Origin of the sequence: Rhodococcoides trifolii, assembly GCF_014635345.1 — a bacterium.
Lineage (GTDB): Bacteria > Actinomycetota > Actinomycetes > Mycobacteriales > Mycobacteriaceae > Rhodococcoides > Rhodococcoides trifolii.
Genome location: NZ_BMCU01000002.1, coordinates 23204 through 44842, shown reverse-complemented (window position 1 = coordinate 44842; position 21639 = coordinate 23204). Strand labels below are relative to the sequence as shown.

At 64.2% G+C, this 21639-nt stretch carries 22 protein-coding genes and 1 tRNA gene; 11 read left to right on the top strand and 12 right to left on the bottom strand.

The features are described 5' to 3' along the window. Window positions 1-74 precede the first annotated feature (74 nt). Window positions 75-2735 (top strand): helix-turn-helix transcriptional regulator, encoded by a 2661-nt coding sequence (locus IEW02_RS07210; protein WP_188544145.1) that lies wholly within the window; start codon window positions 75-77, stop codon window positions 2733-2735. On the opposite strand, the gene IEW02_RS07205 is transcribed toward IEW02_RS07210, so the two are convergent. The 5 genes from IEW02_RS07205 to bcp form a co-directional block, all read right to left on the bottom strand. Further along, window positions 2700-3479: an AfsR/SARP family transcriptional regulator gene (locus IEW02_RS07205; RefSeq protein ID WP_188544144.1), complete on the bottom strand. Its 780-nt coding sequence runs from the start codon at window positions 3477-3479 to the stop codon at window positions 2700-2702. The two genes, IEW02_RS07210 and IEW02_RS07205, sit on opposite strands and share 36 nt — an antisense overlap. A 72-nt stretch (window positions 3480-3551) precedes the next feature. Further along, window positions 3552-4187 carry a response regulator transcription factor gene (locus IEW02_RS07200; protein WP_229745869.1) on the bottom strand — a complete coding sequence of 212 codons (636 nt, stop codon included), beginning with the start codon at window positions 4185-4187 and terminating at the stop codon, window positions 3552-3554. After that, window positions 4184-5383 (bottom strand): sensor histidine kinase, encoded by a 1200-nt coding sequence (locus IEW02_RS07195; protein ID WP_188544142.1) that lies wholly within the window; start codon window positions 5381-5383, stop codon window positions 4184-4186. Before IEW02_RS07195 ends, IEW02_RS07200 begins: the two co-directional genes overlap by 4 nt. After that, window positions 5380-5940, bottom strand: a complete 561-nt coding sequence (locus tag IEW02_RS07190) for a DUF3159 domain-containing protein (RefSeq protein WP_188544141.1) — start codon at window positions 5938-5940, stop codon at window positions 5380-5382. Before IEW02_RS07190 ends, IEW02_RS07195 begins: the two co-directional genes overlap by 4 nt. 127 nt (window positions 5941-6067) lie before the next feature. Then, on the bottom strand, window positions 6068-6541 hold the full coding sequence (bcp, locus tag IEW02_RS07185) for a thioredoxin-dependent thiol peroxidase (protein ID WP_188544139.1): 474 nt from the start codon (window positions 6539-6541) through the stop codon (window positions 6068-6070). Window positions 6542-6633: 92 nt separating this feature from the next. Between bcp and IEW02_RS07180 the strand changes: the two genes are divergently transcribed. Together IEW02_RS07180 and IEW02_RS07175 are read left to right on the top strand one after the other, a co-directional pair. After that, window positions 6634-6855, top strand: a complete 222-nt coding sequence (locus IEW02_RS07180; protein ID WP_188544137.1) for a DUF3618 domain-containing protein — start codon at window positions 6634-6636, stop codon at window positions 6853-6855. Between the two features lie 70 nt (window positions 6856-6925). Continuing rightward, window positions 6926-6998, top strand: a tRNA-Lys gene (locus IEW02_RS07175). Between the two features lie 77 nt (window positions 6999-7075). Here IEW02_RS07175 and IEW02_RS07170 read toward each other — a convergent pair. The 7 genes from IEW02_RS07170 to IEW02_RS07140 all read right to left on the bottom strand — a co-directional run bounded on the left by IEW02_RS07170 (window position 7076) and on the right by IEW02_RS07140 (window position 13592). Further along, on the bottom strand, window positions 7076-8269 hold the full coding sequence (locus tag IEW02_RS07170; RefSeq protein WP_188544135.1) for a tyrosine-type recombinase/integrase: 1194 nt from the start codon (window positions 8267-8269) through the stop codon (window positions 7076-7078). Window positions 8270-8803: 534 nt separating this feature from the next. Continuing rightward, the gene (locus IEW02_RS07165) at window positions 8804-10225 is read right to left on the bottom strand and encodes a cytochrome P450 (RefSeq protein ID WP_229745868.1); all 1422 of its coding nucleotides are present in this window, start codon (window positions 10223-10225) and stop codon (window positions 8804-8806) included. 9 nt (window positions 10226-10234) lie between these two features. Continuing rightward, window positions 10235-11404 carry a DUF6545 domain-containing protein gene (locus IEW02_RS07160; RefSeq protein WP_188544133.1) on the bottom strand — a complete coding sequence of 390 codons (1170 nt, stop codon included), beginning with the start codon at window positions 11402-11404 and terminating at the stop codon, window positions 10235-10237. A 7-nt stretch (window positions 11405-11411) separates the two neighbouring features. Further along, window positions 11412-11876, bottom strand: coding sequence for a regulator (locus IEW02_RS07155; RefSeq protein ID WP_229745867.1), 465 nt, complete (start codon window positions 11874-11876; stop codon window positions 11412-11414). 59 nt (window positions 11877-11935) lie between these two features. Then, window positions 11936-12331: a hypothetical protein gene (locus tag IEW02_RS07150; RefSeq protein WP_188544131.1), complete on the bottom strand. Its 396-nt coding sequence runs from the start codon at window positions 12329-12331 to the stop codon at window positions 11936-11938. A 23-nt stretch (window positions 12332-12354) separates the two neighbouring features. Further along, the gene (locus IEW02_RS07145; protein ID WP_188544129.1) at window positions 12355-12828 is read right to left on the bottom strand and encodes a hypothetical protein; all 474 of its coding nucleotides are present in this window, start codon (window positions 12826-12828) and stop codon (window positions 12355-12357) included. 329 nt (window positions 12829-13157) lie between these two features. Further along, on the bottom strand, window positions 13158-13592 hold the full coding sequence (locus tag IEW02_RS07140; protein WP_268236727.1) for a helix-turn-helix transcriptional regulator: 435 nt from the start codon (window positions 13590-13592) through the stop codon (window positions 13158-13160). Between the two features lie 378 nt (window positions 13593-13970). Here IEW02_RS07140 and IEW02_RS07135 point away from each other — a divergent pair, with 378 nt between their 5' ends. From IEW02_RS07135 to IEW02_RS07100, 8 genes are all read left to right on the top strand, one after another. After that, window positions 13971-14960, top strand: coding sequence for a hypothetical protein (locus tag IEW02_RS07135; protein WP_188544126.1), 990 nt, complete (start codon window positions 13971-13973; stop codon window positions 14958-14960). Between the two features lie 297 nt (window positions 14961-15257). Continuing rightward, complete coding sequence (locus IEW02_RS07130) at window positions 15258-15617, top strand: DUF8176 domain-containing protein (protein WP_188544124.1); 360 nt, start codon at window positions 15258-15260, stop codon at window positions 15615-15617. Continuing rightward, window positions 15614-17503 (top strand): cutinase family protein, encoded by a 1890-nt coding sequence (locus tag IEW02_RS07125; RefSeq protein WP_188544123.1) that lies wholly within the window; start codon window positions 15614-15616, stop codon window positions 17501-17503. The genes IEW02_RS07130 and IEW02_RS07125 overlap by 4 nt, the downstream gene beginning before the upstream one ends. A 33-nt stretch (window positions 17504-17536) precedes the next feature. Further along, window positions 17537-18577, top strand: coding sequence for a C40 family peptidase (locus tag IEW02_RS07120; RefSeq protein ID WP_188544122.1), 1041 nt, complete (start codon window positions 17537-17539; stop codon window positions 18575-18577). A gap of 19 nt (window positions 18578-18596) precedes the next feature. Next, on the top strand, window positions 18597-19073 hold the full coding sequence (locus IEW02_RS07115) for a hypothetical protein (protein WP_188544121.1): 477 nt from the start codon (window positions 18597-18599) through the stop codon (window positions 19071-19073). Then, window positions 19070-19441, top strand: a complete 372-nt coding sequence (locus IEW02_RS07110; RefSeq protein ID WP_229745865.1) for a hypothetical protein — start codon at window positions 19070-19072, stop codon at window positions 19439-19441. Before IEW02_RS07115 ends, IEW02_RS07110 begins: the two co-directional genes overlap by 4 nt. Next, complete coding sequence (locus IEW02_RS25550) at window positions 19341-20186, top strand: DUF8175 domain-containg protein (protein WP_503633833.1); 846 nt, start codon at window positions 19341-19343, stop codon at window positions 20184-20186. The genes IEW02_RS07110 and IEW02_RS25550 overlap by 101 nt, the downstream gene beginning before the upstream one ends. Window positions 20187-20214: 28 nt before the next feature. Continuing rightward, the gene (locus tag IEW02_RS07100; RefSeq protein WP_188544117.1) at window positions 20215-21636 is read left to right on the top strand and encodes a TrbL/VirB6 family protein; all 1422 of its coding nucleotides are present in this window, start codon (window positions 20215-20217) and stop codon (window positions 21634-21636) included. Window positions 21637-21639: the final 3 nt, after the last annotated feature.

Below are 21639 nucleotides of genomic sequence, written 5' to 3'. Positions count from 1 at the left end.
ACTGCGACATACTCGTGAGCCGAACTCGTCGAGTGACGGTCGCCTCACCGCCCGAGGACCCTCATAATGCGTCCATGGACCCACTCCCCCGCGGTGAAGTACCGCTGGTCGGGCGGGAGAACGAGCTGGCCAGAATTCTCGAGTCGGCGGACCGATTCGGCGGAATCGCGGTCAAGGGTGTGCCGGGAGTGGGACGCACCCGATTGCTGACCGAGGCCACCGCGAGGCTCGGACGTCTCGGTTGGACCGTGATGCGCATCGTCACCTCGGCCCCCGACGACGGTGGCACCGGCCTGAAGGTCGGTATGCGCACCGAGGCGACGCTCACCCACGTTCTCGACTCGGTGCGCGCGGGGCATCGAACCCTGGTGGTGGTCGACGACTCGCACTGGATCGACGTGGCCAGTACGGACTCCTTGGCGCGATTGGTGTCGGCACCCAACTTCTACGTCCTGCTCGGGGTCAGCTCGGGTCGACGACGAACGCCTGTGATCGATTCGCTCTGGAAGGACGGGCTTCTCGACCGCATCGACCTGAGCCTGCTCGGTGACGACGACTGCGCACGGATCGTCACTCGGATCGTGGCGGACTCGGGCGACACCGTCGATGCTGCGGCAGTCCATCAGTTCACCCGCATGGCCCGCGGAAACCTCGTCGTGTTGCGCGAACTGATAGCGGCGGCCGTCGATCAGGGAACTCTCGTCCGGCGCGGCGACCTGTGGAGACTGACCGGCGAGCTCCCCGTCTCACCGGGCATCGACGACATCGTCTGGGCGTACCTCGAGGAGTTCATCGCTCTGTCGCAACTCGACGGGTCGACGCCCGCCCACCGCCGACACATCATCACCGCCCTGCAATACGTCGCCCTGGCGGATTCACTGTTGTTGTCGGCGGCGTCCGCCTTGATCGACGATTCGCTCCTCGAAGAGCTCGACACCGGTGGCATCGTGGTGGTGACCACGGTCGACGGTGTCGACCGTGTCGAGTTCGCCACGCCGGTGACGGGTCCGGTCATCCGCGCCAACCTCGGGCAGCTGAGAAGGCGTCGCCTGTCTGCATCGCTGGCAGTCGCGTTGGAAGCGGCTGCCGCACAGGGCCACTCGGGACCGCGAGAGGTCGTGCTCGCCGCGCTGTTGCGACTCGACGGTGGCCTCCGTCTCGACGCCGCGTCGGCGGTGACCGCCGCACGACTGTCCTGGCGCTTCTATCCACCCGACATTCCGCGTCGACTCGCGGAGGCGGCCGACGACGCGGGAGGCGGCTTCGAGGCGCAGCTGATTCTCGCTACCGCCGAGGGTCAGCTCGGACTTGTCGACGATGCCCACGCACGGCTGATGCGACTCACCGACAGCGCGGCGACCGACTTTCAGCGCGTCGCCGCCGTGACCGCCTGCGCGGACAACCTCGTCCTGCGTATCGGCGACGGAAAGCAAGCTCTCGCACTGAGTTACGCGACAGAACTGACGTTGACGGACGACGATGTGCGCACCCAGTTGATTGCTCGCCGCGGACTCACGATGCACGCCATCGGCGATTCGGCGGGTGCTCTGTCCTTGCTCGAACCCCTGCTCGACGATCTGAGCGGACCGACCCTGATCTCTGCCTGCTTCGCCGCGGCCACCGGGGCGACGGTCATCGGCAAGCTGTCGTCCGCCTACGCAGCATTGGATCGGGTGCCGTTGTCCGACGATCTGACGGTCGGGCCCTTGCACAGCATGATCGACCTCTGCCGGTGTTTCACCTTCGGTTTCGCCGGAGACTTGAGCGGGGCGCAGGATCTCGCCCTTCGCCGATATCGCGAGGGCATCGAGATGTCCTCGCCGTTGCAGCAAGCGTGGTTCAGCTGGGCCAACGGTGGGCTGCTGATCACGCGAGGCCTCGCCGCCGAGGCGGCAGGGTGGCTACGCACCGCACACAGTCTCGCGGGCGAACTGGGTCAGGGTTCGATGGTGCACATGGTCGCGTGCGATCTGGTCCGGTGCCTCGCCATCGCGGGCCGCACAGCCGACGCCGACGAGTTGGTGGCCGCAGCCGACCTCGACGACGCTGCGTCACCGACGTTGTTCGGCGCCGGTGGAACTCGGCACATCGCGCTCGGGTGGCTCGCGGCGGTGAAGGGCGACATGACGAGCGCCGAACGATCACTGCGAGCGGGTGCAGATGCGCACGCCGGCAACGAACATCACCTCGCCACCCTGCACGCCTACGCCGACCTCGCCCGCTGCGGGTATGCCGAGGACGTACTCCCCATGGTCGAGCGGCTGTGGTCCCTGGTGGAGGGCGAACTCGCGACGGTCCTCCTCCAGGTGGTGCGGGCCCTGGCGTCGACCAGTGGCACCGAATCCCTGTCGGCAGCAACCGAAGCGGAGAAGATCGGGCTGTGGTTGCACGCCGCGGAACTGTGCATGCACGCGGCGCGAATGTTCGACGCCGACGGAGCACCCCGCGACGGCGCCGCCGCTCGTCGACGCGCGAACCTGCTTGCACGACAGTGCGGTTCGCCCACCACTCCCCTGCTGCGGACGGGCGGGGGCCTCACCCTCTCGTCGCGCGAAAAGGAAGTCGCCCGACTCGCCGCCGACGGATCGTCGAACAAACAGATCGCCGACGTGATGGTGTTGTCCCCGCGCACCGTCGAAACTCATCTGTCGAAGGTGTTCGCAAAGCTCGGGATCGGAACGCGTGCCGAGCTGGCGGCGCTACCCGACCAACTGTTCGACGACTCGGACCGGTGACCATTCGAGGGTCTGGTCGTGCGCGCGGACACGGCGATACGTCTCCTCGAGACGTTCACCCGGTGCGAGATCGGCTGCGTCGAAGAACGCGGACGCGGCACGCCCGTACACGGCCAACGCCTCCGCCCGTCGACTACCGCGGTGTAGCGCGATCATCAGTTGACACCAGAGTGTTTCGCGCAGCGGCGTCCGTCGTAGCTGGGCCTCGATGTCGTCGACGATCTCGGTGTGTCGACCGAGATCGAGAGCCGCAGCGACGAACCCCTCCACCACGCCCGCTCGGTCGTCCTCCCATCGGTCCCGGTGTCCGCGGGCGAGGTCGAACTCCTGGGTCGGCCGCTCCCGCCACAACCGCAGCGCGGCGGTGAACAGCCTGTCGGCGCCCGACGCATTGCCGGTGTCGAGTGATCGACGACCGCGCTCGGCCAGCGCACGAAATTGCTCCACGTCGAAGAAGTCCTGGCCGAGATCGAGGCGGTAGCCGATCGACGTGGTCACGATGCGCGGGGGCACTCCAGGTTCGTGGAGGACGCGTCGCAAATTGGTCAGGTAGGCGCGCAACGAGACAATCGCCTTGGCAGGTGGCCGCGGACCCCACACGTCGTCGATCAGGCGGTCGGCGTCCACGGCGCGTTCGTGATCGAGCAGCAGCGACGCGAGAACGGTGCGCTGTTTGAGCCCGCCCAGGGGCACCGGACCGCTTCGGCCTCGCACGTCCATCTGGCCGAGCAACCTGTATTCCATTCCCCGATGCTGGGTGCGTGCAGCGCGCACGGCCTCGGAACTACGTGGTCGATCCGCCCGATATACGTAGTCTCACGGCAGTTCTCCGCGGTCCAGCGCGGTGGTGACGGCTGCGGTGCGGTCGGAGACGTCGAGCTTGCCGAAGATGCGGAGCAGGTGCGTCTTGACGGTCGCCTCGGTGATGAACAGTGCGGCGCCGATGTCGCTGTTGGTCTTGCCGTCCGCGACGAGAGCGAGCACGGCCTTCTCCCGCGGTGACAAGGATGCGTTCTTGGGTCCTCGGATCGATCGAACGAGCCGCGCGGCGACATTCGGCGACAGCACGGTCTCGCCTCTGAACACGCCGCGAATTGCGCCCGTCAGTTCGTCGGGCCGGGCGTCCTTGAGCAGGTATCCGGTGGCGCCTGCTTCGACTGCCCGCAGGATGTCGGCATCCGTTTCGTAGGTCGTCACCACGATCACCGCAACGGTGGGGAACCGCTTCTTCAATTCTCTGGTGGCCGTCACCCCGTCCCCGCCCGGCATCCGCAGGTCCATGAGGACCACGTCCGGAGCGGTCGAGGAGACCAATTCGACTGCAGTGGCGCCCGATTCGGCCTCGCCCACCACGTCGAGGTCTGGTTCGTTCTCCAGCAGCGCGCGAAAACCCGCGCGCACGATGGGGTGATCGTCGACGAGCGCGACGCGAATCTTTTGTGTCTCCGTCACAGTGGAACCTCCACCGTCAGAACGGTTCCCGATGTCCGGCCCGGCTGGATCACGAGTGTGCCGCCGAGCTGCTCCACCCGCGACCGCATGCCCCGTACCCCGAAATTCTCGGCCGTCGCAGGGCCGCTGATGCCCACCCCGTCGTCGGCGACAACCAGGGAGACGAACTCCGCGTCCACATCCAGACGCACGCTGATCACCGACGCGGAGGCGTGCTTGCGCACGTTCGTCAACGCCTCCTGCGTCACGCGCAGCAATGCGACTTCCAGCGGGCGGCTCAGTGGCGGCACGGGGTCGACGATCTCGACGTCGCAGACGGCGCCCGTTTCCGCGCTCGCGCGCTGCCCCAGGCGACGCAACGCCTCGCCGAGTCCGTCGTCGTCCACGGGGGCTGGCGACAACTCGGCCACCATCGCGCGCGCCTCCTTCAGATTCTCCCGGCACGTATCGGAGGCAAGGTCGAGGTGCCGGGCCGCCGTGGCGCGGTCGGCGGTCGCCCTTGCCGCCTGGATCAGCGCGAGGACGCTGGTGTACCCCTGCGCGAGAGTGTCATGAATCTCGGCTGCCAATCGCGTTCTCTCCGTGATGGTTCCGGCGTCGTGCGAGAGGCGGGCCACCTCGGCGCGGCTGGCGTCGAGCTCGGCGATCAGAGCGGCGCGCTCGTTGCTCTGCCGCGCGATACGATCGATCCAGGCCGACATCACCGCGGACCCGGCCGTGATGGCTGCGGCGATCCACACCGCAGACGCGTCGATGCTTCCGAACCGGAGGTACTCGACGGCCGGACCGACCAGGTTGACCGCCGCTACGCTCGCGACCGCAAAGGGCCACCGCACCAACATGTATGCCTGCACGGACAGCGATGCGACAAACCAGGTTGCCGCTCCGGCGTACACCGCAGCCGCAGCCATGAGGGCACCGGTCGCCGCCAGGTAGAGCAATCCCGGTGCGGTTCGCTCGTCGCGCCGGAGGATGAGCCGTCGACCCCAGAGCGCGTACGCCGCACCGAGAACGAGCAGCAGACCGACGGCGCCGACGCGGGATTGTTCGGCGGATGTTCCCAGCACCACGCCGACCGCCACGACGAAAACACACGCATGGAACAGATCCCAGAACCGAAAGTCCGGGCCCGATACGACGAGTGAGGAGGCACCGGGCATCACGCCCCGCACCTCCTCGACACGGCCCTCGCTCATGCGCTCACGGCCTCCTGCATCTCGTCGTCGGCGGTCACAGAATCGATGTATCGCTTCATCGCCACGATCGGTACGGCGATGCTGGCCGCGATCACGACGAACGTTCCGCTGTCGACACCGTTCCACTGCAGCACAACCAACACAGCGGTTCCGACAGTGAAGCTCGCAGCCCACATGGCCGAGATGATGCAGTTGAAGCGAAGAAATTCGGGAGTGTCGATCATCTCGGCCGGCGCCTCACCCCGTGCGAACACCTCGGTGAACGGCGTCCGCGCGGCAATCGAGCCCCACATCAGAAGTGCGATCCATCCGTGCGAGAGGGTCTGCGTGTACGCCTCGACCGTGCCCTGGCCGAGCAGCGGTGACGCCGCCAGCATGACGACGAAGAACACGACGCCGCCGATGCTCAGGAAATCGACGGGCTGAGCCGAGCGGTACTTGTACGCGAGTACAGCCAGCGTCACCGCCAGAGCGCCGGCGAGCGACAGTGTCCAACTGACAGTGCTCTCCAGGATGGCGTAGACGATCCAGGGGGCGAAGGAAACGAGGATCTGCATGAGATGTCCTTTGGCTCGAAGACATTCGGTGTCGATGTCGATGAACCAAGTCTGTTCGCCGGAGGGCTGTTCTCGCGCCGGTCGTCCGGAGGAGGCCGCGTGTCAACCGAACGGTGGACAGCGGGCCCTACAGTTTCATGTCCCGGACGAGCTTTGCGACGTGGCCAGTGGCCTTGACGTTGTACTGTGCGAGCTCGACCTTGCCGTCCTCGTCGATCAGGAAGGTCGACCGGATGACTCCCTGAACGGTCTTGCCGTACATCTTCTTCTCCCCGAACGTGCCCCACTCGCCGAGAACGGCCTTGTCGGGATCGGAGAGCAGCGGAAAGGTCAGGCCCTCCGCTTCACGGAACTTCGCGAGCTTGGCAGGCTTGTCGGGTGAGACACCGAGTACGTCGATGCCCGCTCCGTTGAGCTGCGCGAGACTGTCCCGGAAATCGCACGCCTGCTTGGTGCAACCAGGCGTTCCGGCCGACGGGTAGAAGTACACGACCACCTTGCGGCCGCGGAAATCCTTCAGCGACACGTCGGTGCCGTCGGCGTCGGGCAGGGTGAAATCGGGCGCAGCATCGCCCACGGCCAGCTTGATGTTGTCGGTCACGCGAACCAACTTAAACGACGGGTGCGTGCCGGGGCGAGCACGTCAACTAGGCTTCGTCGGTACTTACATGAAGTTCGGCCTTGGGAGGGCACGTGGCACGTAACACCGAGAGCATCGAACGCGACATCGAGGCGGCTCGCGACCAGCTCGCCTCGACCCTCGACGAACTGAGCGTGCGGGCCAACCCGAAGCGCATCGTCGAGAGCACCAAGGCAAGCATCCTCGAGACGCTGAACACCCCCGCAGTCAAGTTTTCCCTGATCGGAGCCGGTGCTGTCGTCGCCGTCCTGGTGGTGCGGTCCATCCTCAAGTGAGGGTGGGGGCGCCGATTTCCGTTCGGCCCGCCCCAGCTGTTAATGTCTTGTCCGCAGCAAGCACGACCATGCGCCTATAGCTCAGTTGGTAGAGCAAGTGACTCTTAATCACTGGGTCCGGGGTTCGAGTCCCTGTGGGCGCACAAGAAAAAGCCCGCCACCAGCAAGTATGCAGGTGGCGGGCTTTTTGTTTCTCGACACACGAGGGCCAGGTCATGACTTACTCATGACAAACGTCCTCATCGGGGGCGAAAGTAATGAGTGCCGAGGTCATGTCGGGCGCAACGTTCACCCGCTGGATGTAGTGCGCTTCGGTCACCCGCGAGTTGGAGTGTCCGAGCTGAACCTGCGCCCCCTCGACGCCGTACTGAGCCTTGATCATGGTGGCAACCGTCTTCCGCATCGAGTGCGGTTTGACCCAGGCGAGTTCGTCGCCGAGTGCCAGCCTCCATGCCCGACGGACGTTCGACGCCGAGACCCAGTTCCCAGTCGTCGTCGCAAAGACCGCATCTGCTGCCGACCCACGACCTTGCGGGGTCAGGATCCGCCGACGGAGGACTTCTACGGCAAACGCCGGCAAGGTGAGAGTCAGCGGCGGGGCGTCACCCTTTCTAAAGTCTTGTCGCCGAAGTGACTCGCCCTTGTAGCGAGGTGTGATTAGCGTTCCGTTTATCTCAAGGCTGGGAGGTTCATCGTCGAGCCGAACATCCGCCCACCGCAGAGCTAAAACCTCGCCGATGCGTGCCCCTGTTGAGATCAGGATCGTCAGGACATCCTCGAGATCCGTGGACGGTTTTGGACCGTGCAATTTTTTGCCGTCGGAGCGTGCCGACGATCCGCAGTATCGCGCGATTGCGTTCCGTACAGCAGCGAATTCTCCCAGAGTCAGCGCTCGTACGTCGTTGCCGGAGCGTCGACGCGAATTGGCCTGCGTCTCGGCAGCAGGGTTGTTGTCGATCAAGTCCAGCCTAACCGCCAGCGAGAACATTCCAGAACACACGACGCGGGCAGAGCGGGCTCGACTCGGCGCGATCCTCGCCTGGCGCTTGAAAAACGAATCGAGTGTTCCGGTGCGGACCTCGCGAATCAACAGCTCTCCAATAGCCGGCTCGCAGATCCTTGTCCAGATGTCGGTATAGCCAGTAAACGTTTGGTCGGTGACAGACGCCTTCTTCTCTGACAGCCAATACGAGGCTAAGTCTCTAACGGTCGAGGACTTCGTCAGCTGGCCGGAGTGGTCTGGCGTTACTCGCTCGCGCAACCTGGCTTGAAGCTTCCGACGCGCATCATCCGCGGACTTGCCCTGCGCCTCAACCAGTCTGCGTTTTCCGTCGTGGTCTCGTATGTATGCACGGGCGTAGGGAACGCCGTTGCGAGACTTGACGACCAGCTGGCCCCATTCGCCTGGTTCCATTCGCGGTCTAGGCATAGCGGCAACTTGAATAGGGACGACCCATCGGGCAACCAGCGCGGAACAGCGATACACCAACGGACGCGATCGAGGGCTTAGGGCGTCGGAAAACTTGACTACATCGATGTGCGGCCCATAAGTACACGACCCTGAGCATAGGTACCGCGTCTTGTACACACAACCTGCGCTCAATCCAGCCCGTAATGGAAGTAATACACGCAACGCGGTCGATCGCGCCAATATGGCCCACCAGGTGACCGCAGCCCCTGCGGCATCGCAACTACTTAGAGGCTTCGTCCCCGACTAGTTTTTCTCGACACGTGAGACCGTCGTTACCGACCAAGTAGTCGTTGACCATCCGCTAAGTGCACGACGCGCGGCCAATAGTTCGTGCCGAAAATTTCGGAAAGGAGCGGCTAGTAGACCGCGGCGATCTCGTCTCGCAGACGCACCGCGCGCGGTATTGTCATCCAACGCCCAATGCAGAGAGGGTATTTAAGGTGAGCGACGCTGCAAGCACCGGAGGGCAACCATCCTTCAGCCCATCCCAACGGTCCGCGCAGAAGACGCCCGCAATGTCAGCCCATCCGGCTTCAACGTAATCGTCTCCTCCACCCGCAACTCGTACCCCGGATCTGCCTCCAGCTCGAAGTTCTGTAGAACCGTTGCCAGCACCACCGCAATCTCGTGGTACGCGAACTGCCGGCCGACGCACGCCCGCATTCCTGTGCCGAACGGCTTGTACAGTTCGTTCAGGTTCTTGGGTACCCGGTCGCGGCTGAACCGATCCGGATCGAACAACTCCGCATCCGGCCCCCACGCGGCATCACGGTGCAGTGCAAGGAGGACGACGAACACCCACTCTCCCTTCTCGAACGGATGCTCACCGCCAATCACCGTGTCTTCGCGTGCTTTACGAAAGTAACCTGGCGCTACCGGCCACAGTCGCAGTGTCTCGTCCATGACCCGCCGCAGGTACCGCAACTTCCCGACCTGCTCGAACGTCGGAGCAGAGTCGCCGCACACGGACATCACTTCGCCCCGCGCCTTGTCCGCGATCTCTGGATGTTGCGACAGGTAATGCAGCGCGAACGCCATGACTCCAGCGGAGGTCTCCTGGCCGGCTGCGAGGAACGTCAGGATCTGGTTCCGGATGTTCTCGGTGCTCAACGACCGGCCCGTCTCGGGGTCGGACGTCTCCAACATCAGGTCGAGCAGATCGCGGCGGCCGGTGCGGGGTCCCTGTTCGCGTCGACGGGCAACGATGTCGTCGACGAGCGACTGCACCCTGCTGATGTCGCGACGATGCTGATCACGCTGCTTGCGAAACACCGTCGCCTCGACCATCGGATGCGAGTACGCAGCGCGGTTGATGTACCGCATGATCCGCAACATCGCTTGTACCAATTCGTGCGGCTCGGATGCAGTGAACGGCGCGAACTCGTACCCGAAGGCCACCCGACCGATGATCTCGAGCGCGACCTTGTTCATGTCCGAGGGGACGTCGAGCCACGTTCCTTCACCCTGCTTGCGCCAGTAGTCGACGAGCTCGCCGGCGGTCTGCACCATCGGGTCGTGGTAGTCGCGCATCGCGGCCTGCGTGAACGCGGGCGCCAAGATGGCATGCGCCGTAGCCCAATTGGGCTCCGAGTTGTGCGCGGTGAACATCCCGTCCCCGGCAACAGACCTGAGGTCGCGCACCGGGACTCCGAGGAACTTCGCCCACTTCTCCTCGTTGTTGATCTCCGCGATGAGGTCCGGGCCGGACACATACGTCACTCGGGCACCGAGAATCTTGCGCTCGTAGATCGGGCCGTACTCGACCGCCCCCTTCCACCCCCACTGACTCGAATCGGTGACGTGCAGGTCGAGCACGTCCCCCAGCATCGGAAGCCTTCGCGGCGGGTGCGGCAGCACCCGATCCTGCGATCGCACAACGGGTTTCATCATGTCAGTCATCTGGTCCCCCTAGACCGGTGAATCTACGTATCGGTGCATGTCCTGCCCCACCGCAGCACGAGCCTGCGGCCACACTTTCGCCAGTCGCGACAGGCTTCGTAACTCCCCACGAAGGTCACGCCCCGCCACGAGCGTAGAGGCCACCCCTACCTGCGGACGCGCGCCGGCTCGCTTCCGTGCAGCTGCCCCCGCAACGGCGACCGCCGCCGCCAAGGTCGCATCTCCGATGGTCGGATGGTCGGTGCAGGGTGCGTAGCGCGTCAGAATGACCATCGCGTCGCGCATCTCGATACTCATCCGGTGCGCGCGGTGCCGAGGCGTGAGGTTCGGGTCGCTGTCGTCGACCCTGTTCAAACGCACTTCGGGACACGCATCGGTGAGGTCCCCCCACATCGGCAGCAGTCGACGATGCGCTCGGGTCCACGTGTCGACGCCATGACGCTCCGCCAGCCGTTGCAGCGGAAGTAGCGCGCCGCATACCGATCCGATCAAGACGAGGTAGATGGTGTTGTTCTCGTTTGCCTGAATCTGAAAGTCCACGAAGGACTTGCCGGTTCCCGACGCAGCCAACACCGCGCAGATCGAGATGGAGAGAGACTCCTTCATGATCCACCCGCCCAGAACGAGTACAAGCATCAGCGTCAGGACATGGCGAGTCGGCAAATTCCCGCGTTTGAGCTCGCCGATCGACGCGGCCAGGGTGACGACGCCGAGCGTGGTGGACCAAATACCGAACAGCGTGAAGTATCCGAGCGTTTCCCATCCCGGCGTCCGGTCGATGTAGGTGTTCAGCGACCGTGCGTGTGTGCCCAGGGCGATCATCAGCACTCCGCTGAGCGACCCGAGCGAGTACAGCACGGCGGCGACACCTCGCCCTGGACGTTGATGCCCAGGAAACCACGAAATCGTCACCAGCAGAAGCGGAACAACGACGAGCATCAAGGCAATCGAGCTCAGCTGCTGCATCAGCGGGGTGTCGATCGAACCGCCGGTGGCATCAGTGACCACCTCGTGCACACCGGTCTCTCGCAGGAGACAGCAGACAACGCAGAGCACCAGTGCTGCGGTGATCCGCCGAGCGGAAATCGACGTGTTCGGCAGGCTCAGTCGCGCCAGAATGACGACGATCGCCAGCAGAATCACGGGGTACGCGATCAGCGGGGGTACCGAGGAAGTCATGACGTGCTCACCCCCACAGGTCGTCCATCGAGCCGGACTTGCGAAATCGCGATACTGCCGACGCCATCAGCATGTCCGCAAAGGTCTCGGCCTCGATCTCCTGGGGATCTTCGAAACGCGATCGTGCCATCACCGACTTGGCGGCAGCGATGTCGACGTCGGGGAACAGCTTGGCAAGACTGGCATTCACGCCGCCACAGGAGTGGTGGTCCAAGACCATGTGTCCGACTTCGTGAAGGATTGTTTGGTCGGCATGATAGTCGGATGTGTTTGCGTCGTAGATGATCTGGTCGTATTCCTCAAAGACGAGCCACACTCCGCACGGAGAACCTCGCAGGACTGGTGAGTCCATCGCCGTCAACCTGATGGTGCGCCCGCGGTAGTCACCCACAGCGGCGACGAACCGTTCGCGGTTCCACGGACGAGGAATCAGCGGCTGAACCTCACGCATCGTCTCGACCACTTTGAGCATTGACTTGTCCACTACTGCCCCCGCACACGTGAGGCCGTCGATTTGACGGCCATGGCCCATCAGTTGTTCGAACTACGCTCTCGCAGCTGACGCAGCAGCTCGGCCATACCCACCGCGTCGACATGGAAGTCCCCGCCCCTGAGGTGGATTCCTTTTATCCCCGATGTTCCTACTTCACGCAGAAGCACGAGTTGGTCGTGCAGCGCCACCGCCTCATCCGACAGCAAATAGCTTTGATCGACGCCGAATTCCGCCGCGATCGCGCCGAGTACGTCCTTCTGCAACACGACGGACCCCGCGCGGGCGGCGACAAGCGCCTCCGCACTGAGATCAAGCCCTGCAGCGGAAACGGCCCGCGCAACAGCCTCATTGGATCGTTCGGTACCACCCGGCTCGCGCCATACGCTGAACAACAGCTCGATTCTCTCGTTCACCGGCGGCATCGACCCGTCCACCGAGTCAATCCTTTTCGACGTCATCAGGCCCCCCTGCCAAGTCGCTTCTCGAAACGTTCAATCGTCTGGTTGTCGACGCCGTCGCTTCGGCCCGCGAGCCACCGCCGGTACATGCGTTCCTCGTACTCAGCCGGATTCTCGGAATCGTTCGGCTCGTCCAGCAACCTGCTGAACACCGCGAACACCGGCGACAGGGCACCGTTGGCGCGACGGTTCTCCTCGAAGAGCCCGGTGACGAACTGCCCATACAGCGGGTGCAGCGCCTTGTGTAGTCGACGTACCGCTGTGTCCAACCCGTCTATTTCCGGATTGTCTGCAAGGAGTTTTTCGAAGTCTCCGGATGCGGCGATGAGTTCGCTGATGACGGGCAGCGAGACCAGTACCTCGTCCGGGCCCGGCACGAACGGTGTGTGGCCGGTGCCCGATCGCACTACGGCCTCTCCGCCGTCCATCAGTCGCACTGCACTTCCCGGTTCCCAGTCGAGTGCTGTGTCCAATTTGCTCAGTGTGGTCGCTGAGAGTGAGCTACCCCCCTTCGACTCAATACTGCGCAACGTGGGTTCGGAGGGACCCCCACGCTCGCGTACCTGATCTCGGGTGAGTCCCAGCTCGGTACGGCGCGCGAAGACGCTCGACGCCAATCGTTCAGGACCGTTCACGGGAGTCAGAGTAGGCGCACACTTCCAGAACCACAAGAAATCAAAAGAAAATACAAACATGCGCGTCCCTGCCGTGGGATATCCACAACATATCTTGCGCATTTACTATTTTCTTGGTTTTATTTGGTCTCTCTTCAACGCAGTCGGGGGCAGACCATGCAGACAATTCACCCAGGAACGCCGATCGGGCGATCACGAGCACGCTCGTACGCACGCTCGACCACGTCTAACTCGACCGCGAGCGCGGAAGCCAGTTTCGCGGCCACACCGTCCGACAGTGGGGCTTCTCCCCTCTCGATGGACGCAAGGCTGCTGGTGGATATGCCGACGGTGGCAGCCAGATTGGGCTGCACCAAGCCCCTGAGGGCGCGGAGATCCGACAGATACCGCTCGGACTCGGGTACGACGATGACGGCCTCGATCGGTAGCCCGAGCACTTCTACAGTCCGCGCGAGTGAGTCGACCTGCGGCGTGGCGCGGCCCGTCTCCCAGGAACCAACCGCGCCGATGCTGACTCCCACAGATCTGGCGACGTCGCCTCGCGATAGCCCCTTCTCAAGGCGCGCTTCAACCAGTCGCTCTGGCCTGAAACCCCGGAGCACTCGTCGGCTCACGGCGTTTCACCACTCATACGTCAGCACTCTTCCGGACAAACCCGTTGACGTCACAGATTGATGGTTTAGAATGACGTAATAGATTGACACGCGAACATCGATGATCGGGAGCCAACAAATGCCCCACGGCGAGGAATCCGCGCCTCTCATCTCGCGTAGGCGAGAGACGTGTGGCCACACCGCGACACATGCGCTGTCGAATCACCGGATCGCATGCTCTAAGTGGGCGGACCACGCCGGGCCGCACGAGGCCCTGAGCGCCGACGGGGTCCTCCTCGCCTACTGGCGGAGGCGCCCCACTCGACCCGACCAGCCCAACCCCACAGAGCCAAACACCAATCATACGAACCGATCTGGAGTACTCCGATGACATCTCCCCACATACTCCGTGCACTCGCTGTCGCCCTCACAGTGCCTGTCGCCGTGATGCTGGGCTCCGCTACTGCGGCGCTGGCCGCACCGGGACAGCCTGGCGTTGATTCGACAGCCACCGATCAGGCGGGAGTGACCAACAGCGTCCCCTCGACGGACGATTGGGAGTACCTCGGCGGAATCAACCCCGACGCGCAGTTCGAGGACGCGCCAACTCAACCAGTGCCGACGAACTCCGCGCCGCTCCGCACCTACACCGCTCCACAACGCGCACGGACCTCGCCGGCTGGTGCGGTCGAGCCCGTAAATCCAGCACCGGCACCTCAGGTACGTGTTGCACCCGTACAAGCAGCTCCGGACACGCTTCGTTTCGGCGCCAACGTCATTCAGCGGCCCCCTTGGCTACCGCGTGACCTCGCCGACCAGAGCAACAACACCTTCGCCGTGATCGAAGCGTCCGGGGACACTGCTCTACGCACAGCCGGCATCGACGCACCGCGCGCGGATCGCGTCGCGGCCGGGTCGGTGGCCGGTGCCGTTGGCGGAGGCCTGCTCGCCGCGGCGGTGGTCGGTGTCCCCGCTGTCGCTCTGTCCTCGGGCGGGGGTGCTTTGATCGGCGCTGCTGTCGGTGCGGCAGTGACAGCACCCGTTGCTGCCGTCGCCGCTCCAGTCGTCGGAACTGTGCCCGGGGCAGTTGCGGGAGCTGCGGCAGGCGCACTGGTCGGCGCGGCCGCGGGTGCCGCTGCAGCCGTACCGGCAGTCGTTGGGGCGGCCGGGGTGGGCACAGTTGTCGGTGGCGTCGTCGGAGGCGCGTTTGCCGCTGGGAGCGAACCGGATTCGGCGCAGCCCATGGCCCCGACGGCGTCGCCCTCTGGAGCACCCACATTCGACCAGGTGACTGCGTCAGCGCAGCAATCGCTACGCCCCTTGACGGACCAGGTCGACCAAGTGATCCGGTCGCTTCCCATAAACCTCCCCCGCTGACGGATGAAATGCGACATGCCCCAGACCGAGGAGTCGACAACGTGGACTCCACCGACGTGGTCTGAGCGACCACCGTCCCGTCCGACGGCTAAGACGGTCGGCAGCGCAAGCGGTGACAAACGCGGCACACGTCACCGGGTTGTTCTATGTGCTGCTGCCATAGGCATCGTCGCGACAACACTCGGCGGGGCCTCGATATTGGCCGGTTCTCGGCAGACCCAGCCGTCGGAACCACCGCTGCAGGCTACGCCGATAACAGCTACGCATGCACTGGATCAGAGCGCCGCATCCTGCCCGATGGTGCACTCGCCGTCCCTGGTTCAGGATTCCGGGCCGGGCAGTACGTCATCGGGACCGGATGCAATCCTCGGCTTCCAGTACGCGTATTACGTGCTGAGGTCGGGAGTCGCTGCACGGCAGTACGTCTCTCCCGACTCGAGTGGATTGGTTCCGTCGACCATCCAGGCCGGAATCGACTCGGCCGTTCCCGTCGGGACCACTCACTGCGTTCGCGTCACCCCAGTCTCGGCCACGTCCTTCTCGGTGGTCGTGACCGAACATCGCCCTACGGGCGACAATTCGATCCATCTGCAGGTCGTCGACACTCGGACGGACGCAGCAGGGCGCGCTTTGATCACCAGAATTTCGACAGCATGAACGCAACAACGTTGCAGTGCAGATTCGCAACGGTGTCGGTAGCCCTCACCATGCTCCTGGCGGTTGGAGTCGCGCCGGCGCACGCCGCCAGCCCAGGCTCGTCCACCGATTGTCCTCGGATCGCGGCGGAGTTCGTCCCCGGCACCTGGGAGACCGGCAACACCGCAGACCCTTCGGTGTCCGTGGGACTTCTTAAACCCATTGCCGACGAACTGGACCGACGCTTCCCGGGTCAGATCCGATCCTGGTTTGCTCCCTATGACGCCCAGGCATTCACCGCCGGCGTCGCCTACGCCACGTCGGCAGCCGATGGCCGTCAGAAGCTGAACGACGACATCGCCTCCCTGGCCGGATGTACCAACACACGATGGCTCATCTTCGGATACTCCCAAGGAGCCGACATCGCGGGCGACGTGGTGGCAAACATTGGCTGTGGAAGCTCCCCGATCCCAGCAGACCGTGTTCTCGGGGCCGGTCTGATCGCCGATCCCAAGCAGGCAAACGCCGATGGCAAGGTCGTGGGCCCACAAGTGAACGGCCACGGCATCGCCGGAGCTCGACCAGGTGGCTTCTGCTCGATGACCTCTCGGGTCGCGGAGCAGTGTGACCGAGCGGACTTGTACTGCACCAACGACACCGCAAAGAATCCGATCCTCGCTGCAGTAGGCCGCATGGTCACGCAACCACCGGGGTCTTTCGGAAGCTCAGCTATCACCAGCTCGCTCACTTCAAATTTGTCTGGCTCGCAGGCCTCGCAACTCCCAAGCGACGTCTCGGAGATCAGCACGCAAACCTCCAGGAATGAGCTCACCGACCCCGACGCCGTTGCCGCAGCAGCCACGCGGACAGCAAACACCTTGAGCGGGCTGAGCGATGCCGCGTCGTGGGCCACGGCGAACAAATCCCTACTCGATCCCAAGAGAACTGACCCGGGAGCCAAACAGCTTCTCGCGAAGTTGAACGGCATCGATCTCAGCGCCGCTATCAACAACGCACAGTCGATAGCGCACACGGCAGGCGCGGTCGCGTCGGGCGGGGAACTGCCTGCGAACGTCCTCGACCAGCCAGGGCGAGAACTAGCCGCGGCAACAACGCCACTGACATCGACTCCCAGCAGTGCTCTGGGTGCGGCGAGCGGCGCACTTGCCGTACTCAAGCCATCCGTCGTGATCGATCAGCTCACGAACGCCGGCACCAACCTTGTCGAGTTCACGGCGAACATCCCGGGCATCATCGACGCACTCCGAGAGCTTGGGCAGATCGTGATCGACCCCGCCCTACTCCTACCGGGTGCTGCTCAGGCGGACCTGATCAAGAAAGCACACGCCCTGTCAGGCGACCTCAATCATCTGTTCGAACCCGTCGTACGATTCGCCGCTGGCGCCGACCTACAGGTTGTGTCCAAACTTCTTCAACTCATCCCAGACCCGTCGGGTGCGGCCGCCATCGCCTCCGTCGTCGTGAGCCTGCTGGGTCAGGTAGACGTGATCCGACTTGCCAATAGCGTGGGCGCTCTGCAAGAAGCGCTATGGCACGGCCTTGAAACTGGAGACTGGATCGGAGCCGCAGGGCGCGCAGCCTCAGCGGGACTCGAACTGACGACGGTGGGCCTGTCGGCTCTCACTGGGTCCATAAAAACACCTGACAGCGCTCTGGGGTCGGTCTCCGACGTAGGATCGCTTGCCTCCCAGCTGACCTCGCTGATGAGCTCGCCGGGAGCGGATGCGTTGTCCAACATCGCATCCGAAGGGATGCAGGCAGCAGCGTTCCTCGCGTCCGGAGTGCACGTGTCCTCGTACACCGACAAGCCCATCGATTCGTCCGGGCATACGTCCGTGAGCTGGATGACCGAGTGGGCCGCCGCAAAGATCGCGGCGCTTACATGACCACGTTCAGTCCGACCAGTCGCGAGGGACTCGATGAGCGCCAGAATCGTGTCCGTCTTCTGCGTACTGTCGGCCCTCGGCCTCTTCGTAATGTTCGCGGCGGCACTCGGATCGAACTCGCCGGCGGTATCGACCGGGGGATCACTCCTGCCTGGGACGGTCCCTCCCGAATACGAAGCGTGGGTCATCAAGGCGGGCAGTCAATGCACGGAGATCACGCCACCGCTGATTGCGGCCCAGATCGACGTGGAATCGAACTGGAATCCTCGCGCCCTCTCGCCCGCGCGGGCGAAGGGCCTCTCGCAGTTCATGGACGGCACCTGGCCGACCTATGGACGCGACGACGACCTGAACGGACGATCGGATCCCTTCGATCCTGCCGACGCAATCATGGCGCAGGGTCGATTCGACTGCGCTGCAGCAGAAACAGCGAAACGCGACCTCGCCTCCGGACGAGTCACCGGCGAACTGCTGGACATCGTGATGGTGGCTTACAACTGCGGGTACGGGTGCGTTCTGGACCGCGGCGGCCCACAGGGCACGACCGGTGGAGCGGAATCGGACTCCTACCCGAGCAAGGTGAAAGCTGCGTTACCCAAGTATTCCTTGCCGAGCACACCAGTGGGGCCGGGCTTCATTCCGGGCGGTCCCTTCGGCACCAACGTCGTCGCGGCGGCAATGACCAAGATCGGGCTCCCGTACGCATGGGGTGGAGGGGACCGCAACGGACCCACGCGCGGCATCTCCGACGGCGGTGTAGCCGACAGCTACGGAGACAGCATGAAGACGGGGTTCGACTGCTCCGGACTAGTGCTCTATGCGGTCGCCCAAGCCTCCGGCGGTGCGATCCTCCTATCGCATCTCGACAGCGACCAGGTGGCAGACCCACGGGGACAGCGCATTTCGGACCCGGCACAGCTCCAGCCCGGCGACATCATCCAGCCGCACTCCGGTCACATCTTCATCTGGCTCGGCAACAACTCCGTCGTGGAGGCTCCGCAATCCGGGGACTTCGTGAAGGTCTCTTCATACACGCCGTCGGCCTCCGGTCTGGTGGCAAGGCGGTTCGGATGACGCGAATCAAGGAGCTCACATGACGGAAATCCGTATCCCCCACGTCAGCGGCGTCGCCGGCGGCGTCGGAACCACACTCGCAGCCACACTTCTCGACATCAGGAGCGACTACGGAGTGCGACGTCACGGTGAGACCGTCGACGTGCTCGTGTGTCGGTCCGTCCCCAGCCAGATTGCGCAGTCCATTGCAGCCAGCATGTCGCAGGGCCGTCCGCCTGTCCTGGTCGTTGTCGATGACGGTCCCCTGCCCTGGCCGCGAACATCGAAACAGCGAATCGAGATGGCCCGGCCCAACATCCCGCACATCGTGCGGATCCCCTGGATCGACCGGCTGAGGTCACTCGACGATCCGCACGCATCCATCTTTGAGGCGCTGCACGGGCACGACTACCTGGATGAGCTTCCGCGATGGATTCGTCCCGTTCAGATCGCTGCGGAACAACTGACCGCGGCGGTTACTGCGGTCCTGACCACAAGAGAGAAGGCACAACAATGATCCTGCAGACACTGAGCGAGGCCGTCACCTCGATTCCGCCCGCACAACTCGTCGCGGCCCTGGTCGACGCACCTCGCCGCACGCTCGAGCAGGGAGTCACGCTGTTCGCGCAGGACATTCCGGATCCCCCGGCGAAGCCCATCCCAGGACTCGAGCAGCCGATCAACGACTGGATCGGATACCTCAAGACGGCCTGCAACGTCTCGGCAATGATTGGACTGCTACTCGCCGCGGTCATGATGGGCGTAGGCATACGCGGACGTTCGGATGTCGCGAAATCAGCTCTGTCACATGCCCCGTGGGCGCTCGGTGCCGCAGTGCTGGCCGGCGGGTCGGCGGAACTCATTCGACAGTTCACGGGCTCCTGACGTGCTCACCGCTCGGGGCAGAAGCCCGCTCGTCACTCGCGAATTCGGCGACGGTAGCAAGCGTCGCGGTCTGCTGCTCTCTGCTCTCCTCGCTGCACTGATCGTGGGTAGCGCCGTCGCTGGCTTCGCGATTCTCGGCGGCGGGGATCAACCTGCACCGTCAGAATCGACTTCCCCTGCAGCGGCCGATTCGTCGAATTTGGCTCTACCGGAGCAGGACCTGAGCAAGGTCCGGTCGCCTTCGGACGATGACTGGATGACCGGAGCGCCTGCCGACTTGGTGTGGCGTCAGGAGGACAGCATCGCTCTGCCCTTCACGGCAGCCGACGGACCCCGATCCGTCAACGAGACGTCGGGCGCGGCAACGGGGTACAGCCGGACTCCCCAAGGAGCGGTTGTGGCCGCGTACCAGATTGCAACCCGCATTGCGTTGGGCCCGCACTACGCCGAGGTGGTCGACGCCCAGACCGTCTTCGACGCGTCCGCAGCGGCAAATGTCAAACAGCATCGTGGATCGCCCGATCCATCCGCGCTCGGAGACGTCCACCCCTCCGCGTTCAAGGTGCTCGCTTATCTGCCGTCGCAGGCGACCGTCCAGTACGCCCTGCCCAACCCGTTCGACGGCTCGTACAACTCGTACCAGTTCACCGTGGTTTGGACGGACGACGACTGGAAGCTGGTCGCGCCGAGCGAGACGGCGGCTGCCCAGTCACTGTCGAGGGTCGACGGGTTCACCCCGTTTTGACCCGTCCGATCGAGCCGAGGGAGGCCGCATGAGTTGGTGGGACACCATCAGCAACGGCGCACGATGTGCGACCGGGGCCAACCTGACGGCATGCCGAGACGCCGCGGGCGCCATCGCAGATCGCGCTGGACAAGCACTCGCGGCGCCCGCCATCTCAGCTGCCTCGGGGACGTTCGAGAAGTTCGCGGAATGGATCGGCCAGGCCGCGGGCGACATCCTGACGTCCTCCATGACGTGGTGGATCTCCACTGATTCGATCAACATCGAGCCCGCCGGCCTTCTGTCCCAGGCACGGCCGATTCAGGTCGTGATCACGTTCATCCTGATGGCCGGCGTGCTGTGCACCTCTCTCCTGCTTGCCATAACGCGCCGAGGCGCGCCGTTGGTCGAGATGCTCTCCGGTGCGGTCAAATACATGGTCATCTCGTCCCTGGCCCTTCTTGTTCTGTCGCAAGCGCTGTCCGCCGGCGACGCGGCCGCTAACGCACTCGTTTCGGATGGCGCCAAGAACTTCGGCCCTGACGTCTCCAAAATGCTGGGTATCACCGCGATCAACAACCCCGCCATGCTCGCACTGATTGCCCTCATAGTCTGGGTGCTGTCCCTGATCCAATGGGTGTTCGGATTCATCCGACAGGGCGGCATCATCGTTCTCGCAGCGATGATTTCGATCGCTGCGGCAGGACAGTTGTTCCCGTGGGGACGTCAGTGGTTTCCTCGAATCGCGTCCTCGCTCATTGCCCTGGTCCTCTACAAGCCGATGGCCGCCATGATCTACACCCTCGGCTTCACCCTCGTGGGCAACGAGACGACCGGAAACCAGGTGCAATCGGTCATCGTCGGCACCATGGTCCTCTGTATCGCAGTAATTGCGCTCCCGGCCATGATGAAGTTCTTTTCCTGGGTCGGCGGTTCTGCTGTGGCAGGCGGTTCGTCGGGCGCGTTGGCGGCTGGGCTTGCATCCGTGGCGCTCGGGGGCAGTGATCTGCTGCGTGAGAGCACTCAGTCCGGCTCAACGGACAGCGGTACGACGCACAGCTCCGATCCCATGAGTTCCTACATGGAGAACAACGGCCCCGGGACAGGACCTTCGGACATCGATCCCGGCCCTGGCGGCCACAACCTTCCGGATGGTCAACCCTGGGAATCGCCCAACGCTGCTGCAAAACCAGCTGAGTGGGACAAGTCAGAAAACCCGTCCTCAACGGGCGGGGATGGAAACGCAGCCAGCGGCGTCGGAGCACAGGACGCAGAGAACGTCGGAGCTGCCGCAGCAACCGGAAGCGCCGGCACCACGGCAGCTGCGGGTGCAGCTACCGGTGGAGCTGCTCTGGCGGCGGAGGCCGCGGTGACCGCAATTCATACCGCCGGGCGGGCCGTGCACGACGCCGGCGAATCTGCAGCCGCCACCATGCGCGGCGACGACACGGAAGGGCCAGCTACATCATGACCG

Bases quoted from the DNA above. Each gene is read 5' to 3' on its own strand.
- IEW02_RS07155 (WP_229745867.1), bottom strand. From the start codon at position 11,876: ATGCTCAAAGTGGTCGAGACGATGCGTGAGGTTCAGCCGCTGATTCCT.
- IEW02_RS07165 (WP_229745868.1), bottom strand. From the start codon at position 10,225: ATGACTGACATGATGAAACCCGTTGTGCGATCGCAGGATCGGGTGCTG.
- IEW02_RS07195 (WP_188544142.1), bottom strand. From the start codon at position 5,383: ATGAGCGAGGGCCGTGTCGAGGAGGTGCGGGGCGTGATGCCCGGTGCC.
- IEW02_RS25550 (WP_503633833.1), top strand. From the start codon at position 19,341: ATGTCGCGAAATCAGCTCTGTCACATGCCCCGTGGGCGCTCGGTGCCG.
- IEW02_RS07120 (WP_188544122.1), top strand. From the start codon at position 17,537: ATGAGCGCCAGAATCGTGTCCGTCTTCTGCGTACTGTCGGCCCTCGGC.
- IEW02_RS07135 (WP_188544126.1), top strand. From the start codon at position 13,971: ATGACATCTCCCCACATACTCCGTGCACTCGCTGTCGCCCTCACAGTG.
- IEW02_RS07210 (WP_188544145.1), top strand. From the start codon at position 75: ATGGACCCACTCCCCCGCGGTGAAGTACCGCTGGTCGGGCGGGAGAAC.
- IEW02_RS07160 (WP_188544133.1), bottom strand. From the start codon at position 11,404: ATGACTTCCTCGGTACCCCCGCTGATCGCGTACCCCGTGATTCTGCTG.
- IEW02_RS07130 (WP_188544124.1), top strand. From the start codon at position 15,258: ATGGTGCACTCGCCGTCCCTGGTTCAGGATTCCGGGCCGGGCAGTACG.
- IEW02_RS07170 (WP_188544135.1), bottom strand. From the start codon at position 8,269: ATGGAACCAGGCGAATGGGGCCAGCTGGTCGTCAAGTCTCGCAACGGC.
- IEW02_RS07110 (WP_229745865.1), top strand. From the start codon at position 19,070: ATGATCCTGCAGACACTGAGCGAGGCCGTCACCTCGATTCCGCCCGCA.
- IEW02_RS07205 (WP_188544144.1), bottom strand. From the start codon at position 3,479: ATGGAATACAGGTTGCTCGGCCAGATGGACGTGCGAGGCCGAAGCGGT.
- IEW02_RS07115 (WP_188544121.1), top strand. From the start codon at position 18,597: ATGACGGAAATCCGTATCCCCCACGTCAGCGGCGTCGCCGGCGGCGTC.
- IEW02_RS07125 (WP_188544123.1), top strand. From the start codon at position 15,614: ATGAACGCAACAACGTTGCAGTGCAGATTCGCAACGGTGTCGGTAGCC.
- IEW02_RS07100 (WP_188544117.1), top strand. From the start codon at position 20,215: ATGAGTTGGTGGGACACCATCAGCAACGGCGCACGATGTGCGACCGGG.
- IEW02_RS07190 (WP_188544141.1), bottom strand. From the start codon at position 5,940: ATGCAGATCCTCGTTTCCTTCGCCCCCTGGATCGTCTACGCCATCCTG.